At 41.5% G+C, this 17,078-nt stretch carries 15 protein-coding genes and 4 tRNA genes; 10 read left to right on the top strand and 9 right to left on the bottom strand.

What is annotated here, in order from left to right; translation table 11 throughout:
- Positions 1-256 precede the first annotated feature (256 nt).
- The 4 genes from G0029_RS13385 to G0029_RS13400 all read left to right on the top strand — a co-directional run bounded on the left by G0029_RS13385 (position 257) and on the right by G0029_RS13400 (position 3,145).
- Positions 257-940, top strand: a complete 684-nt coding sequence (locus G0029_RS13385) for a hypothetical protein (protein WP_078192433.1) — start codon at positions 257-259, stop codon at positions 938-940.
- A gap of 157 nt (positions 941-1,097) precedes the next feature.
- On the top strand, positions 1,098-1,811 hold the full coding sequence (locus G0029_RS13390; RefSeq protein WP_078192434.1) for a DUF3108 domain-containing protein: 714 nt from the start codon (positions 1,098-1,100) through the stop codon (positions 1,809-1,811).
- Between the two features lie 90 nt (positions 1,812-1,901).
- Positions 1,902-2,477, top strand: a complete 576-nt coding sequence (locus G0029_RS13395) for a xanthine phosphoribosyltransferase (RefSeq protein ID WP_078189246.1) — start codon at positions 1,902-1,904, stop codon at positions 2,475-2,477.
- Between the two features lie 269 nt (positions 2,478-2,746).
- On the top strand, positions 2,747-3,145 hold the full coding sequence (locus tag G0029_RS13400; protein ID WP_143221668.1) for a hypothetical protein: 399 nt from the start codon (positions 2,747-2,749) through the stop codon (positions 3,143-3,145).
- A 109-nt stretch (positions 3,146-3,254) separates the two neighbouring features.
- On the opposite strand, the gene G0029_RS13405 is transcribed toward G0029_RS13400, so the two are convergent.
- Together G0029_RS13405 and wrbA are read right to left on the bottom strand one after the other, a co-directional pair.
- A complete protein-coding gene (locus tag G0029_RS13405; protein WP_180106946.1) occupies positions 3,255-3,443 on the bottom strand; it encodes a hypothetical protein in 189 nt (62 codons plus the stop codon).
- A gap of 318 nt (positions 3,444-3,761) precedes the next feature.
- On the bottom strand, positions 3,762-4,355 hold the full coding sequence (gene wrbA, locus G0029_RS13410; RefSeq protein WP_180106944.1) for an NAD(P)H:quinone oxidoreductase: 594 nt from the start codon (positions 4,353-4,355) through the stop codon (positions 3,762-3,764).
- A gap of 112 nt (positions 4,356-4,467) precedes the next feature.
- On the opposite strand from wrbA, the gene G0029_RS13415 reads away from it, so the two are divergent.
- Positions 4,468-5,715, top strand: coding sequence for a YihY family inner membrane protein (locus G0029_RS13415; protein ID WP_180049297.1), 1,248 nt, complete (start codon positions 4,468-4,470; stop codon positions 5,713-5,715).
- A 54-nt stretch (positions 5,716-5,769) separates the two neighbouring features.
- Here G0029_RS13415 and G0029_RS13420 read toward each other — a convergent pair whose 3' ends face one another.
- Positions 5,770-6,699: a DMT family transporter gene (locus G0029_RS13420; protein ID WP_227591827.1), complete on the bottom strand. Its 930-nt coding sequence runs from the start codon at positions 6,697-6,699 to the stop codon at positions 5,770-5,772.
- A 103-nt stretch (positions 6,700-6,802) separates the two neighbouring features.
- Between G0029_RS13420 and G0029_RS13425 the strand changes: the two genes are divergently transcribed.
- Positions 6,803-7,618 carry an AraC family transcriptional regulator gene (locus G0029_RS13425; protein ID WP_180106942.1) on the top strand — a complete coding sequence of 272 codons (816 nt, stop codon included), beginning with the start codon at positions 6,803-6,805 and terminating at the stop codon, positions 7,616-7,618.
- Between the two features lie 96 nt (positions 7,619-7,714).
- The gene (locus tag G0029_RS13430) at positions 7,715-8,488 is read left to right on the top strand and encodes a tetratricopeptide repeat protein (RefSeq protein WP_180106940.1); all 774 of its coding nucleotides are present in this window, start codon (positions 7,715-7,717) and stop codon (positions 8,486-8,488) included.
- A 52-nt stretch (positions 8,489-8,540) separates the two neighbouring features.
- Here the strand turns inward: G0029_RS13430 and G0029_RS13435 are convergent, their stop codons facing one another.
- Positions 8,541-9,182, bottom strand: coding sequence for a fumarylacetoacetate hydrolase family protein (locus tag G0029_RS13435; protein ID WP_180106938.1), 642 nt, complete (start codon positions 9,180-9,182; stop codon positions 8,541-8,543).
- 32 nt (positions 9,183-9,214) lie between these two features.
- A complete protein-coding gene (locus G0029_RS13440) occupies positions 9,215-9,712 on the bottom strand; it encodes a YcxB family protein (RefSeq protein WP_180106936.1) in 498 nt (165 codons plus the stop codon).
- A gap of 184 nt (positions 9,713-9,896) precedes the next feature.
- Between G0029_RS13440 and G0029_RS13445 the strand changes: the two genes are divergently transcribed.
- Positions 9,897-11,180: an SRPBCC family protein gene (locus tag G0029_RS13445; protein ID WP_227591828.1), complete on the top strand. Its 1,284-nt coding sequence runs from the start codon at positions 9,897-9,899 to the stop codon at positions 11,178-11,180.
- 93 nt (positions 11,181-11,273) lie between these two features.
- Here the strand turns inward: G0029_RS13445 and G0029_RS13450 are convergent.
- The 4 genes from G0029_RS13450 to G0029_RS13465 all read right to left on the bottom strand — a co-directional run bounded on the left by G0029_RS13450 (position 11,274) and on the right by G0029_RS13465 (position 12,164).
- Positions 11,274-11,350 (bottom strand) — tRNA-Arg (locus tag G0029_RS13450).
- 510 nt (positions 11,351-11,860) lie between these two features.
- Positions 11,861-11,937: transfer RNA gene (locus tag G0029_RS13455), tRNA-Arg, on the bottom strand.
- A 45-nt stretch (positions 11,938-11,982) separates the two neighbouring features.
- Positions 11,983-12,059: transfer RNA gene (locus G0029_RS13460), tRNA-Arg, on the bottom strand.
- A 15-nt stretch (positions 12,060-12,074) separates the two neighbouring features.
- Positions 12,075-12,164 (bottom strand) — tRNA-Ser (locus G0029_RS13465).
- 268 nt (positions 12,165-12,432) lie between these two features.
- Between G0029_RS13465 and rnr the strand changes: the two genes are divergently transcribed.
- Complete coding sequence (gene rnr / locus G0029_RS13470) at positions 12,433-14,850, top strand: ribonuclease R (RefSeq protein WP_180106933.1); 2,418 nt, start codon at positions 12,433-12,435, stop codon at positions 14,848-14,850.
- Between the two features lie 160 nt (positions 14,851-15,010).
- Positions 15,011-17,050 (top strand): M3 family metallopeptidase, encoded by a 2,040-nt coding sequence (locus tag G0029_RS13475; RefSeq protein ID WP_180106931.1) that lies wholly within the window; start codon positions 15,011-15,013, stop codon positions 17,048-17,050.
- Positions 17,051-17,078: the final 28 nt, after the last annotated feature.

Raw genomic sequence — 17,078 nt, forward strand, 5'->3', positions numbered from 1 at the left:
ACGTTATTTTTTTCAGCATCACATTAAACCGACAATTTGCCGCATTCCCCAAACTGCTTAAAACAGTATAAAATAAAACTCGTACTCATTTTTTGATGAAAACGAGAAATCCATCAACACATCGATAATGCACAATTAAAATCATGAAAATGGTGCAATTTATTTTGCTAAACTGCAAGATCAAAACCTTGTGTTTTTATAGAAATCGACAAGATAAACATCGTCAAAAAACATAATTTGTCAGGATGCACTTCTTATGCAAACGCTAGTTTCCAATATCGCTAAACGTATACGCCAAGTGTACCAAAAAGCTGAAGGATTTATTGAAGATGAGCGTGAATTCCCAATGTCTCAAGTGTTTTTAAATGCGACATTTCAGCGCTTTGTGACCGATAATGTGAAAATGCTCAAAGACTTGCATGCTGACCTGCATGATGATTGGCTTCGACTGTATGCCACATTGGATTATAACGGGCTGATCATAACACTCTCTGTTGATTTAAAACTGGTACAGATGGAACTCAACAAACAAACCCAATTGATCGTATTTGAACAAATTAGTGATACACAAGTGATTGAAGCGAAGTATCCAAATGTTCTGTATAAGATGGGCGTGCGCATGGCGTTATGGTTCTATCAAAAAGTACTCAACCAAGATCCATTGGGTATGATTTTGGAAAAGCTCAATGTGATCAAAGTTAAAGATGATTTACTGTATTTAGACCTGAATCGCTGGCTCGGTAAAAGTCGATCGATTATCGACACATTGGGCAAAGTCCATGTCAACCATGCTGTTTTACGTGAGGCCGAATTGGTGGTGATAGGTAATGTTAATTTAACCGCATTGTTCACCAAGATGTCGCAAGAACGGATAGAAGACTGGGATGACTCAAATTTAAAAGACGATGAAGTCACGCCAATTAAGCAAAAGGAAAGCTAGACTTATCCTGTACTTAGATATCTTGAGCCTATAAAACGCTACACAACATATACATTAGGCACGGATTTGCGACGAGATTCTCCACAATCCAGCCGCATAATAAATATATCAGGTGGTTTAGCCCACCACACTTCTATTGAATAGGAAAACCATACTTATGGCACATTCAGTTTTGAAAAATTTAGGTCTTGTTGCTGGGGTATCGACTACACTGCTTTTGACTGGTTTCTCAAGTCAGTCATTTGCCATGAGTCCATTCCAAGCCAACTACCAATTTAACTACAACGGCAAAAACTTGGGTTCTGCAACACGTACTCTAAAACAATCTGGGAATAACTGGACTTATGTTTTCGCAGCAAAAGCTGGTGCGATGGCCTCTGCAACTGAAACCAGTCGTTTTAGTTTAAATGGCAGCCAAATTCACTCGAACAGCTTTAGCCGCAGCAGCAAAATTTTGGTGCACAACAACACCATGAATATTAATTTTAATGCTGGCGCAAAAACCATTAATACCAAAAAAGATGATAAAGCGCGTTCATTTGCGTGGAAATCAGGTGTGTTAGATGAACTCAATGCTGAATTGCAAATTCGTGAAGATTTAAAAAATGGTGGTTTGAAATCGAATTACTACATTGCCGATGCCAAAGAGGTTGAAGCTCGTAAGTTCGTGAAACAAGGCACTGAAAAAGTGAAAACCACTTATGGAACTTTTGACACCGTGAAAGTCGTGATGCGTCATGACAAACCAGGCCGTCAAACGACTTTCTGGTTAGCGCCAAAACTAGATTATCTACCTGTCAAAGTTTCCCACCAAGACAATAAAACCTCTTACGGTTTATTGTTAACGGGCTATAAAGGTGCAACAAATTAATTGATTTGATCAATTTCGCTTGCATTTTTCACGGTGCTTTTTAAAATACGCTTTTGCTTTAAAAAGCACCTGCCCCTCGAGGATTCTCCCGTGCACGCTCTGGAACAGAAAATCTTAGCTGAAGGTATCGTTCTCTCTGAAGAAGTTCTGAAAGTCGATTCTTTCCTGAACCACCAAATTGACCCTGTGATGATGCAACAAATTGGTCAAGAATTTGCCCGTCTTTTTAAAGATGCTGGCATCACAAAAATCATTACGATTGAAGCATCAGGTATTGCACCTGCAGTAATGGCTGGTCTTGAACTTGGTGTTCCTGTGATTTTTGCACGTAAATATCAATCTTTGACCTTAAAAGATGATTTGTATCGCTCAAAAGTGTTTTCTTTTACCAAACAAACTGAAAGCACTATCGCGATTTCTAAAAAGCACATCAATGCTGAAGATAAAGTTTTAGTGATTGATGACTTCTTGGCCAATGGTCAAGCGGCTTTAGGTCTTGCAGATCTTATTCATCAAGCAAGTGCTGAAGTATTGGGTATCGGTATCGTGATTGAAAAATCATTCCAACCTGGTCGTGATATTTTGCTTGAAAAAGGTTATCGCGTTGAATCATTGGCACGTGTGAAATCGCTGGCGAATGGTACAGTTGAATTTGTTCGTGACTAGTTTGCGTTCAAAAGAAAAAAAGAACACATCAGGTGTTCTTTTTTTTTGCTAAAAATTTGCCATTAAGGTGACATAAAGCGCACTTTTTGACACCTTAGTTACAAGCTGACAAAACATCTGTGTGCAAAACTCGATAAAATTCAGGAAAATCGTTGCATTTGATCGAATGGGTCAACTACTCATCTGTCAAATTACATTATGCTGCACCATAAATTCGGCCACTTTATTTTTTAAGGCTATGGAAAGTTATGAATACAGAAGATCAAAACATGGAATCGACAGTTAAATGTCCAAAATGTGGATCAACCCATATTGAAAAGCGTAACCATGAACAAAACTTACAAAAAATTGGTGGGGTCTTACTCAGTGGTGCAGGAACTGCTGCAGGGACTGTCGGTGGTGCGGCATCTGGCGCATCTATTGGTGCTGCGATTGGTGGCGTGACTGCTGGCCCACTTGGCGTGATTATGGGCGGAACCATCGGGACTTTTGTTGGTGCAATTAGCGTCGGTATCACAGGCGGTTTTCTCGGACACCGTTTTGGTAAAAAAGCCGGCGTGATCGTCGATCAAAATATTTTTCTCGACTACCAATGTTTAGATTGCAAACAGCGCTTTGAAGTTGAGCAACAGCCTGAAGACGCTGCAAAGACTTCGGATCAAGACTAATTTGGATATAAAAAAAGAGCGTTTCAGCGCTCTTTTTTTATAGGTTATTGTTTTTCTAATATGTATTTCTAGTCGATTGAAATTCTATTCGAAAACCATGGCGAATCAATTATTTTGAAACATCAGTTAAAGATTTTGAGTCCACCTTAACTTGATCTTGTTTCGCCAAAAATTCTTTTTCTTCGGCTTTTTTCTCTTGCGGGAAATCCATACTGTATAAAACTGGCATTGCCGTACACAAGGGGGATGCAGCCAATGCGGAACATAGGAAAGTCATTCGAAAATTAATAATAGACATCAGACACCTCAAAGAAGAAATTTAAATACAAATCATGTAATCAAAAAAATAAAAATAACGCGCCCAAAGAGACAGTAATAATCGACTCAAGGCCATCACTGAGCAGGCTGTATTTAAAAACTTTCAATATATTATTGATATCACTTATTTTTGGTATTTTAAGAATAGTTCGACAGATTTATTTTTATATTTTGGCGGCAATACAACGTCATAAATAAAGAAAAGTCACACGTAAAAAAAGCAAGAAAAGTGCAATATTTAAGCCTTTTCTTGCTCGTTCGCTACAAAGTTTGCTTTATTGCCTTTATCAAGCACGTTTCAAATCAACTTTTTGGCCACTTCGCCTAGGCGTTTACCCTGCTCTTCACATAAGTTTCGCTCATCTTGACTCAATGACTGGTCATGACGTGGACCACTGACATGGCTTGCACCATAGGGCGTACCACCGGTTTTGGTATTCGATAATGCAGGATGGGCATTAGTTAAACCCATAACCATCATTCCATGATGGAACAAAGGCGGCAGCATAGTCAGCAAAGTACTTTCCTGTCCGCCATGCATTGAACCTGAACTGGTAAACACACAAGCAGGTTTGCCATGCAATGCGCCATTGAGCCAAAGCGCTGTGGTTTGATCCCAGAAATATTTCATTTCCGACGCCATATTACCAAAACGTGTCGGTGAACCAAGGGCTAAACCTGAACAATGCGCTAAGTCATCTAAGCTACAGTAAATATCGCCTTCGGCAGGAATACTGGGCTGCACGTCAGTCACTATGGTGGATAAATTTGGAACGGTTCGTATTTTTACCGCCATCCCAGAAGCTTCAATTCCATTGGCAATCAAATGTGCCATCTCACGTGTTGAACCATATTTGCTGTAATACAGCACCAGTACATAAGCTTGCGTCATTTTTATAAATTCAATGAAAAAAGAAAACTATACGGTATTTTTCCTATTTTTTGGTTAAGCTAAGTGATGAAAATTGCATAAACATGACTAAAATAACTCGAGACTTGAAAGCATGATCGAAGCATTTTTAAAAAAACTTCCCTTTTACGACAAGAAATGGTTTCAGTTTGTTTTATTTGTCATTCGACGTTTTGAAGCCGATCGCTGCCGTGAACAAGCAGGATCATTGACCTATACCACCTTGTTTGCAGTGGTACCCATGTTGACCGTATTTTTGGTCATCATCTCATCGATCAACGCCTTAGAGCCTGCTCGTCAACAGCTTCAACAATTGATTTATAGTAATTTCCTACCGAAAACGACGATTGCTTTCGATAAAGCACTGAATGCCTTCACCGATAAATCCAGTAACTTGACCGTGATTGGCGTGCTGTTTTTATTCATTACCACAGTCATGATGCTGACCAGTATTGAAACGGTATTTAACCGAATTTGGCGGGTGCGTGAGACACGTGGCGGCATTATTGGCTTTATGCGCTATTGGACTATTATCTCATTAGGCCCAATCTTACTGGGTAGCGCATTTGTTGTGTCATCCACCTTGGCCTCTATGAATGTCCTCAGCAATAATTTTGCCGGCTATGAACTGGATGGGGCTTTTCTGCTGTGGATCTTGTCCTTTTCATTGACCATTTTAGGTTTTTTCATTCTGTATTGGACGATTCCCAACCGTAGTGTGCCGATCAAGGCGGCGCTGATCGCGGGTGTCTTTAGTGCCGTAGTATTTGAATTACTCAAAAACCTCTTTGGTTTTGTCATGTCAAATTTCACCAGTTATCAAATCGTTTACGGTGCTTTCGCTGCGGTGCCAATTTTCCTACTTTGGATATTCCTTTCATGGAATATCGTGCTGATTGGGGTAGAAATTAGTTATGCACTGACCGCCTTTAATTCTGGCAAAGATCAAAAACGTCATCCTGTGATTATGTTGATGGATTTGCTTGAATTATTTTATAAAAAGCAAAAACTCGGTCAGAGCGTGACAGAAAAAGAAGCGCTTGAGGTTTTAGGGCGTGATGAAATCGGTCGCCTGCCGAGCTATATTTTATTATTTGAAAAGCAGCACCTGATTAAACGTACTGACGATGATCATTATGTTTTGGTTCGTAATTTGACCCAAGTGGATTTCTGGAGCTTTTACAGTAAGCTGCCCTATCCGCTCCCTAAACGCCAAGACCTAGGTCGCGTCGATCCAGATGATGTTTGGATGGAAAAAATTGGGCCGCAACTGGTCGAATCGGATGATTATCTCGCGGCCAAACTCTCGATTCCACTTGCGACTATTTTTGAAGAAAAATAAGCGTAAATAAAAAAAGGAGAGCCGTAGCTCTCCTTTTTTTATTTATACATGTTCTTAGATCGCTGTACACTGACGTCCTATCAATTTAGCTAACCATCGATGCAAGGTTACCGTCATCACCCCAACCATTACTAAGGCCGTCCCCAAGATAAAGTTCAGTTCAATCGTTTCGTTTAAGATCAATACGCCAAAGACCAGTCCAAAGATTGGGGTAAGGAATGAAAAAACGCCCAGACCATTGGCCAGATATTTACTTAACAGCCAAAACCAAAGCATCAGGCTAAAAAATGAAATAATGAGCACATGAAAAATCATACTGCTGATGGACAACACCGTCCAATGTACAGTCATTTGTCCTGTCAGCCACGCCACGGGTAATAAAAATACACAACCACCAACCAACTGATAAAACAAGGTCTGAGTCGGAGGTGCATCAGAGAGTTTGGTGAGTCTTAATGAAATGGTGGTCAAGGCCCACATCACCCCAGCAAGTAATGCCATCGCATCACCCAACAGGGCTTGAGTGTTGACTGTAGTACTACTTTCACGTCCCATAAACGATAGAACAATACCTGAAAAGGCAATAAAAATACCGACCCATTGGATCGCTGTAAGCTTTTCTTCAGGCAAATTCCAATGTAAACCTAGTGCCACGAATATCGGTGCGGTATAGAGCAAGACAACGGTATGTGATGCAGAGGTATAGCGCAGGGATTCTGCCACTAAAATAAATTCGGCTGAAAATAAAAACGCCAACCAAATACCCGGCAGCAAGTATTCGCGTGTATATAAATGTGTTCCCGGCTTGAGACGAATCAGTGGAAAGACCAACAGCGCAGCCAAACCCGATCGAATGGCAATTTGCATGATCGGCGCAATATCAACCGCGGCCAATTTCAAGATGACCTGCTGAATCCCTAAAATCATGCACAAAATAATCATCAGGCCAGAAGCTTTTGCATCTAGCGCCTTACGCTGTTCCACACTATTTACTCGACAATACGACAAGCAACACTATAGAACTGTCAGAAATAAAATATATACTTCAAAATAGACAAGTGATCTTCTTATTCAGGCAAAATTTCTCATGCGTCATAAAGCTCGTGCAGATCATACGCAGTTGCAACAACTTCCCACCAACGATGAAATTCAAGCAGCACTGTGGATCAGTTTTCGTGACGATCCTGCACTGTCTGTTTATCCCGTCCACGGGCATGCTTGGGGTGAATTTGTCTATGCCTTTAATGGCGTAATGGAAGTGAACATCAACCAGATAGACTATATTACCCCTCCACCTTATGGCATTTGGCTTCCCCCACACTTAGAACACAGTGGTTTAAATCGTACTGCGGTTTCACATGGAACCTTATATGTACATGAATCACTATGTACCCACTTGCCGAAACAACCGGGGATTTTACTCAGTTCCCCCTTAGTCACCGCTATCTTCAGCCATTTGCGTCTGTTGCATCAACAAGCCGACCTCATGGAAAATACGGCCGAATATCAACGCTTACTCCATGTGATCTTAGATCAACTGCATCAAGCCAAATTGGTCAGTAGCTATTTACCGCATTCGGAACACCCTGCCCTCAAACAACTGCTTGATTATTTACATCAACATCCTGCAGATCAGAGCGCGCTTGAGCAATTGGCACAGCAGATAAACATGACAGAACGTACTCTGGCGCGTTATTGTCAAAAAGAACTTGGGATGTCCCTGCATGAATGGCGACAACGTCTCAAAGTTATGAAAGCCATGTCGATGCTCAACGCAGGTCAAACCGTCGAAAATATTGCTTTAGAACTTGGTTATGCCAATGCCTCGGCGTTTATTAATATGTTTAAGAAATGGATGCTTTGCACCCCAGATCAGTTTAGAAAATCTGCTTTAAAGCCCTAAATTTGTTTAAATTTAGCCGCAAGGATCTCTATAAAGTGATTCAACAATCCGCTAAGATCAAAAAATCCACGAAGAATGATAATGACTCCATTTCGAATGAATAAAAAAACAATTTTAGCGCTGTGTTTATCTGCCGTATTTTTAACGGCTTGTAGTTCCAAAGAACAGCGTGAATTTAAATCTGCACTCAAAATAGCTCAAAGTGGTGATGCGACTGCGCAAATGAAAGTGGGTGATTTATACCTCAGTGGAACGGGCACAGAACAAAATATCGAACAAAGTGTACATTGGTACAAAGCTGCTGCGGATCAAGGTACTACGGACGCATTCGCATGGTTGATGACTCAAGCCTATCAAGGCAACCCACATGCAGAGCAAGTGATTCGAAAGATGCAGCAAGATGGCAATATTTTCCTTGCACACTGGGTGCTAGACCTTGCAAAAAACACCCAAGATCCTGCTGCTGAATATACCGTTGGTTGGATGTACGACACTGGAAAAGGCTTAATTCAAGACAAGCACCAAGCGCAAATTTGGTATGAAAAAGCAGCCAAACAAAAGAATGTCGAAGCGATCAAAGTCTTGGGAAATCAACATTATTTTTCTGAACATCCTTCGTCAACACCCGACAAAGCAGCTGAATATTTAAGCTATGCCGCAGAACAAGGGCAAGATGCTGACGCGGCGATGAAAATGGCACATTATTATCATTATGATATTCGACATGGTGAAAAAGCGCGACAATGGTATGCCAAAGCAGGTGCATTGGGAGACACCGACTCACAGCATATGGCCGACACCTATGAAACATGGAAAGACACTGGTCCTTTACAACCAAATGAGCCACCGCCATCAAGTAGCACTGAATAGATCAATCAAAAAAGGCTGCATTAAGCAGCCTTTTTTGTATTTCGTTCACAGTTTATTTGACAAAGGTTGTCCAGATATAATCCTGATTTTTTCCTTTTAGGGTCATTTTCAACTGCTCACCTGACTGTAGTGCCGCGACACCCGCAGGCGTACCTGTCATGACCACATCACCCGCTTCAAGACTAAACACTTGGCTAATATCGGTCAGTAATGTACCCACATCAAAAATCAGCAATGCAGTATCACCGTTCTGACGCAGTTCATCATTGACATGCAAGGTATAATGCACATCTTTCCAATCTTGAACCACCTCTTGGACATCGACCCAATCTGCAAGGATGCAAGAACCATCATAAGCTTTGGCACGTTCCCACGGCTGACCTTTTTTCTTTAAGTCATCTTGTAGATCACGCATGGTCAGGTCTAGCCCCAAAGTCACAGCTCCGACTGCTTCTAAGGCTTTGCGTGGATCAGTTTCAGCCGATAAAGGACGATCAATACGTAAACTTAGTTCGCATTCATAGTGGCAACTGCCCCATGCAGGATTCCATGAGATGCCTTGCTCTAATGCGGTTAATGCACTTGGCGGCTTCATAAAAAGCACAGGACGGTCAGGAATTGCATTGCCTAATTCTTTGGCATGATCTGCATAACTACGACCGACACAAACAATTTTAGATGGACGTGACTGCATACTACTCCCTCTTTTGTTATGAATAGATTGTCTTAGTGCTGAAAAGTATTGCTAAAAATCGCTTGGTCCGCAGTATCTTTAAATGCACTTTTCGGCACAATAATCACGGTTTTATTTTTCAGCTCAAGCATATAGGTCAATTTGCCTTCAGCAAAATTTGCTACTTCAGCATAATGAAAGACATTCTTACGCCCATTGGCATGAATTTCTGCATAGTCTTGAAATAAATCAATACCTTGTTCACTTTTGCCCAATTGGTATTTTACAAACTGACGTTTAAACATCATCGGTAAAAACCAATAACGCATGATGCCTTGAAGAAGTAAAAAGAAAGCACCCAGCCCAACATAGTAGGCACCGACACCATCTACACCCAAATAAAAACCCCAGATGATAATCCCAAGGCTAATCGTTGGCGTTAAAAAACGCGTAAATTGCTTTTTGCCAAAAGTTGCTAGTGCAAAACCATCCTGTGATTCTTCTAGATTTAAAAAATAGCGCAGCGATAATGCAGGTAGATTTTCAGACATAAGCGTATGAATATTTAAAAATGAATTGCGCTAAATACTACACCACAATTCAAACTTGCTTCATGCTTTTTAATGGTCGGTTGTAACACTTGACTACTTCCCTTACACCTAGAAATACGTTAAAAACAGCAACAAATAAAAGATTGCATACGCAGGATGTGACATGCAGATAACAAAAATAATCATGATGCTAGTGTTTCTGAGTGGACTGAGCATATCGACCAGTTGGGCCAAATTCGTTCAATGGCAACCCCAGATTCCTAGTAGTTTGGACTTGTTTAATGGCAATGCCAAAGCCTTGGCAAATCTTGCCGGTGATCACATCGTGATTTTTGCACATCCCTCACAGCAGATTAGTCTGCCCACGATGAAAGGAGGCCAAAAAGTCGTTGGTAAATTTCAAAGTGCCGCCGTGGTTGTCCCAACCAACAGCAAAAATGTGTCCAGATTACTCAGTAATTATCCAAACTATGCTGGCTTATTTCCCACGCTAAAATCTGCTGAGGTTTTGCAACAGCAAGGTTCAACCAGCCAAGTTGAATACCGCATCCATATCCCGACACCTATTCCGGTTTTAAACTTTAAAGAAACCGTGGTGATGCAGCACCAAATTGATCACAACAGCATTAATAGTCTGGTTCTACAAGCACCGGTGCCCTTTGGTGCAGGGAAAATTGAATGGTTTGAGATCGATGCTCAACACACCTTGATTAGTGTGACCCAATGGGGCGATTTAAATCAGCCCAAAGGTTTTTTGTTTAGCAAAATATTAAATGCCTTACCCGATGCCAAATTAGGGATTCCTGCGGGAACCAATGGTTTTTTACTCGAATCATTACAGCGCCGATTTAAAGCCTTTAGCAGCGAAACTCTCGCTGCAAATCAATTACCTGAACTCAAATTAAATGCCTCTCAACTCGACAAAGTCACCCAATTAAGTCAAAGCTCAAAAGAACCTGTGTCCTTTATTTTGACAGCGCAACGCGTTCCCTTTGGGCAAAATTATGAATTGATGCGCTTTAGCACCAGTTTTCAATATTATGCACAAGAGCCTTCGAGCTTACAGCGTTGGATTAATGTGTCTTCGTTCAAGCACTTATTTCCAAGACAAGTCAAACATATGCAAGTACAGAAAATTAATCCACACCTGATGGATGCCGACTATAAAATTTCGGTGGGTTTAGGTGTGATCAATATTCCCTTTGATTTTAAAATGCGTTTTAACTATCCAGACTTACTGCAAAATCAATACACCGCGACAGGTGGGGACTTAAAGTTTGTCCGAGGTGCAATGCATATTCGCCCCTTACAACAAGGGTCGTTATTACAATTGACCAGTGCGGTGAAGATTGATGATAAAGCACCTTTTTTACTTCGTGCTATGCGCAGTATGCCGTATCACGACATGTTACCGGCTTTAGGGGGCAATACGGTCTTTGCACTCAAAGTTAAACAGAAGTTAAGTTAGAACCTTGAGTGATGAGCTGAATTTATTGGTTTTAGCTATATTTCAGACACAAAAAAACCGCAACATGTGCGGTTTTTTCAATCTTGATCAAGTTGGTGCGCTCAGAGAGATTCGAACTCCCGACCCCTTAGTTCGTAGCCAAGTGCTCTATCCAGCTGAGCTATGAGCGCGACGTCTTGATGAGGCTCATTATACGTGATTTTTATTTTTTGTTAAGAGCTTTTTCATATAAATTTAACCAAACGCACAGCAAATAAACAATTACCCTTTAAACACGCTAAAAATCAGCCAGATTTACTTTTTTAAAGGCTTTTGCATCACAAGTTTGGAATCTATAGTTAGCTGTACTCACGTATAAATGCTCAAGATAGATAGCAAATCTTCCCTTCATTGAATCACGGCTTTAACCCACCCAACTTTTCTTTAACTTAGCTTTAAAAAAATTGCATCACCATGAACATCTGAAATAAGGGTTTATCTACCAAAGAAAGCAAAATCAAATTTACTGACGGGTCGTCTTATGAAATAGAACGCTTTATACAATCCAAGCAAAAGACAAAAGACAAAAGACAAAAGACAAAAGACAAAAGACAAAAGACAAAAGACAAAAGACAGGCTGCATCAAAGCGATAAATTACAAGCACAAAAAAACCGCAACATGTGCGGTAATTTGTTCAAGTTGGTGCGCTCAGAGAGATTCGAACTCCCGACCCCTTAGTTCGTAGCCAAGTGCTCTATCCAGCTGAGCTATGAGCGCGTAACTTGTGTCGTCTTAAAAGACTACGTTTTCAGATTTACTTATTGGTGCGCTCAGAGAGATTCGAACTCCCGACCCCTTAGTTCGTAGCCAAGTGCTCTATCCAGCTGAGCTATGAGCGCGACATAAGTAAATCGTGGCGGTGAGAGAGGGATTCGAACCCTCGATACAGTTGCCCGTATGCATCCTTAGCAGGGATGTGGTTTCAGCCACTCACCCATCTCACCGTAACGTGCCGCCATAATACAAAGATCATGATACGACTGCAAGCACAGTCGTTATATTTTTTTCATTTTTTTACTCAATTAGATATTTTTTAAACGATTTTCAAAAAATTAGTGCAAAATTAGTTCAGCACGCACTGCTGTCCCCTACTTTTCAGCTTTAAACATTATAAAATATCGGCATAAAACACTTTATTGCAATCAATTGCGTGCAGTATCTGCTTGCATGACTTATGCTAATCCTAATCTTCTGATTTGAAGCCAAATACATATGAAAAACTGGGTCGACCCTGAAGCAAAAGCTGAAGCCGAACGTTATGACAATCCAATTCCAAGCCGTACTCTGATTCAAGAGACGATTGAACAACTGAAAACTGCAATGTCGCATGCCGATCTTGTAGAACATTTTGAAATTGCCGATCAAAAAAGTATTGATGCACTGAGTCATCGTCTGATTGCGATGGTTCGAGATGGTCAGTTGATGAAAGATGGATTTAAGTTCCAGCTTGCAGCTGAGCAACCGACTCATGAAGCAACGGTTTATATCAACTCAAAAGGTTTAGGCACAGCCAATATTAGCGGTGAAGATGACCTTTTACTTCCTGAACGTGAGTTGCGTCAGGTGTTTAATGGTGACCGTGTTAAAGTCCGCCAAACATCGGTAGACCGTAAAGGCAAGGCATGGGGCTTTATTACTGAAGTTCTACAGCATCGTGTCAAAGAAATTATTGGTAAAGTGTCTGAATATGAAGGTGAATATTTTATTCAACCGGCAAATCCCAATGCACACCAACCGATTACTTTAGAAAAAGAATTAATCGAGCATGCCAAAGTCAAACTCGGCGACTCTGTGCGTATTGCGATTGACAGCTACCCAACCAAAGAAGAATTTGCGACAGGTCATATTGTTCAGTCGATGGCAGATAAAGCAGACACTGAAATTATTATTCCACAAACCATTTTAGAATTTGGTTTACCTTACGAATTCCCTGAAGCGGTACAACAAGAAGCCAACAGCTTTAAAGAGCCATCAGAACAAGATCGTGAAGATCGTGTCGACTTACGTGATTTAGCGCTTGTCACCATTGATGGTGAAGATGCCCGTGACTTCGATGATGCCGTGTATGCGGAAAAACGTCCGGGTGGTGGTTATCGCGTTGTGGTAGCAATTGCCGATGTCAGCCATTATGTACGTCCGGGTAAACCGCTCGATGACGAAGCTCAAGAGCGCGGTACATCGGTGTACTTCCCTCATTTTGTATTGCCGATGTTGCCTGAAGCGCTGTCGAATGGTTTATGTTCTTTGAACCCACACGTAGACCGTTTATGTATGGTCTGTGATTTAAACTTATCTCGCGCGGGTCGTGTCACTAAGTTTGAGTTCTATCCGGGTGTAATGCATTCAAAAGCTCGTTTGACCTATACTCAAGTGGCCGAATATTTTGAGGGTAATAGTCAAGCCATTCCTGAAGACCGTGATGTACGTAAATCGGTCAATACCTTATTCCAATTGTATCAAGTGTTGAAAGGCTTACGTGCTGAACGCCACGCGATGGAATTTGAAACCGTTGAAACTTATATGACCTTTGATGAGCTAGGCGGTATTAACGAAATCCTACCGCGCAGCCGTAATGATGCACACAAACTGATTGAAGAATGCATGTTGTTGGCAAACGTCGCAGCGGCAGAATATGCATTAAAAAATGAAATTCCAATGCTGTACCGTGTGCATGAGCCACCTGAGTTTTCACGCATTCAAAAGGTTCGTGATTTTGTGAAATTATTGGGGCTGCCATTCCCTGAACAGCCGACTCAAGCTGACTATCAAGCCGTGATTGATGCCACCAAAGACCGTATTGATGCTCCAAGTATTCATGCCGTTTTACTCCGTTCAATGATGCAAGCTTATTATGGCGCGAACAATGCAGGTCACTTTGGCTTGGCTTATGAAGCGTATACGCATTTCACATCTCCAATCCGTCGTTATCCAGACTTGTTACTTCACCGTGCCATCAAAGCACAATTGAAGAAAAAGCCTTACCCAATTTCTGGTGCTTCGCTGGATGATGCAGGTGAACACTTCTCTGCGACCGAGCGCCGTGCAGATGAAGCATCACGTTCTGTCACTACATGGTTGAAGTGCCATTACATGCAGCAACAATTGGGTGAAGAGTTTGTCGGCACTATCAGTGCGACTGCTGAATTTGGCCTGTTTGTAACGCTCAAAGACTTATATGTTGATGGCATGATCCACGTCAGCCAATTGGGTGATGACTTCTTTGTCTATGACCAACCAAGTCAGAGCTTAATTGGTCAATCTCGCGGTCAAGTTTTCAGTCTAGGCGATGAAGTGAAAATTAAAGTCGCTGGTGTAAACCTAGAAGAGCGCAAAATTGACTTTGAATTGATTCAACAATTGAGCCATGCAGGTCGCGCTATTCGCGCACGTGCCCCTCGTGTTGCAAAACCTACAGCCAAAGAAGAAGTCTTTTCAGAACGTAAAACCAACGTTGCTGAAGATGGAGAACAGCCCATACGACGCAAAAAGTCAAAATCTAAGCCCAGTTCATTCGGTAAAAAGCCTGCTAAAAAATCTGCAAGCAAATCTGAAGCGAAGGCTAAAGATAAAGTGAAGAAAAAATCTAAACCGAAAAAGAAAAAATCCAATGCAAAATCATCTGCGGATTAAGTTTTAAATCAAGAGCGCTTCGGCGCTCTTTTTGATTCTTAATGTCAATGAAGACTTCGCGACCTCTGCAGAAGATGAATAATTCCTGATTTAGTCTTGATTTAACCTGCAACAAACCCTACATCTATAAATAACTCAGGATTTATATGAAGTAGAAAATATGACTTTAGAAAAGGCAACTTTGCCCGTTCCTCAATTTGATCAAATCACTTTAGATCAACTCAAAGAAAAAATTCAAAATGCGATTCAACACGGTCAACAATTTCTAAATGAACTGACGGTTGTTCCAGATTCGGTACAAAAACAACTGAATACTTTAGAACAGGTCGATGACCTTGAAAATAATATGAGTGAAGCTTGGGGCGTGCTGTCGCATCTGAACGCCGTGATGAATAATGCTGAAACTCGAGAGCTCTACCAATCTTTATTACCCAGCCTGAGTGAGTACTATACGCAGCTAGGTCAACATACAGTGTTGTATCAAACGTATCAGCATGTACATGACAACAGTGTATTCGACACGCTTCCTGCAGCACAGCAAAGCGCGATTAAACTTGCGTTACGAGATTTTAAACTTTCAGGCGTAGCCTTAGAAGGTGAAGCGAAAAAACGCTATGCAGAAATCTCTGCACGCCTTTCACAGTTATCATCCGACTTTTCCAACCACGTATTGGATGCCACCCAAGCCTACTTCAAACCATTAACTGAAGCGCAGCTCAAAGGACTACCTCAAGGCAGTATTGAACTTCTGAAACAATATGGTCAGCAACGCGAACTCGAACAGGCTGTAGCCACACTCGACTTCCCGTCTTATATTGCCATTATGACCTATGCAGAAGACCGCGAAGTGCGTGAAGCACTCTATAAAGCCTATACCACACGTGCTTCTGATCAGGCAGACTCTGCTGAATTTGATAATACAGCGGTCATGGAAGAAATCTTGAAACTACGTCAGGAAATGGCTAGCCTGCTTGGTTTTAACAACTACGCCGAATTGTCTTTAGCAAGCAAAATGGCACCCGATGTGGCAACTGTAGATCAGTTCCTGATTAAACTGGCAGAACATGCGCGTGCGCCAGCAGAGAAAGAAATCGCTGAACTGAAAGCCATTGCAGCGCAAGACGGTATCACTGAGTTACAACCGTGGGATGCCACTTTCTATTCAGAAAAACTCAAAGTTCAACAGTTTAATTTGTCACAAGAAGACCTGAAGCCCTATTTCCCTGCACCTAAAATTATTCAAGGCTTGTTCAGCATTGTAAATCGTCTCTATGGCATCAATGTAATCGAGCGTGAAGCGCCTGTTTGGCATCCTGATGCACGTTATTTTGAACTTGAAGATCAAGGCAGCGTGATTGGCGGTTTTTACTTTGACCTGTATGCACGAAGCGGTAAACGTGGCGGCGCATGGATGAGCGGCTTCCGTTCACGCATGCAAACTGAAAATGGTCTGCAAAAACCAATTTGCTACATGGTCTGCAACTTTACCCCACCTGTCGGTGAGCAAGCTGCTTTACTTACCCATGATGAAGTAACGACGTTGTTCCACGAATTTGGTCATGGCTTACATCACATGCTCACTGAAGTCGATAATATTGCTGTGGCTGGTACACATGGCGTGGCGTGGGATGCAGTAGAGCTACCAAGTCAATTCATGGAATTTTGGACTTGGGATCAAGAAAGTTTAGATTTACTCAGTGAACATATCGAATCAAAACAAACTTTACCAGCCGATCTGCTAAAAGCACTGCAAGATGCACGTTTCTTCCAGTCTGGGATGCAAACTTTACGTCAAATTGAATTTGCCATGTTTGACTTAAATATCCATAAGGTCAACCCTGCTTTGGACGCTGCAGGCATCCAAAAAACCTTAGATGATATTCGTCAAAAATATGCAGTTGCACCCACCACTTCGTACAACCGTTTCCAACATGGTTTCAGTCATATCTTCGCAGGTGGTTACGCTGCTGGCTATTATTCATACAAATGGGCAGAGGTTTTGGCAAGTGATGCCTTCGACCGATTCGAAAATGAAGGAATTTTTAATACTTCGACTGGCAAGTCGTTTAGACAATTTATTCTAGCAGTTGGCGGAAAAGATACGGCACTTGACGCATTTATCAATTTCCGCGGACGCGAGCCAAAAATAGATGCTTTGCTGCGTCATCAAGGTTGGACGAACGCATCTAAAAACGCTTAAACTAGGGACCTTAGTTAGATTCAAGGTA

The sequence above is a fragment of the Acinetobacter sp. YH12138 genome (assembly GCF_015218525.1).
In the GTDB taxonomy this organism is placed as follows: domain Bacteria; phylum Pseudomonadota; class Gammaproteobacteria; order Pseudomonadales; family Moraxellaceae; genus Acinetobacter; species Acinetobacter amyesii.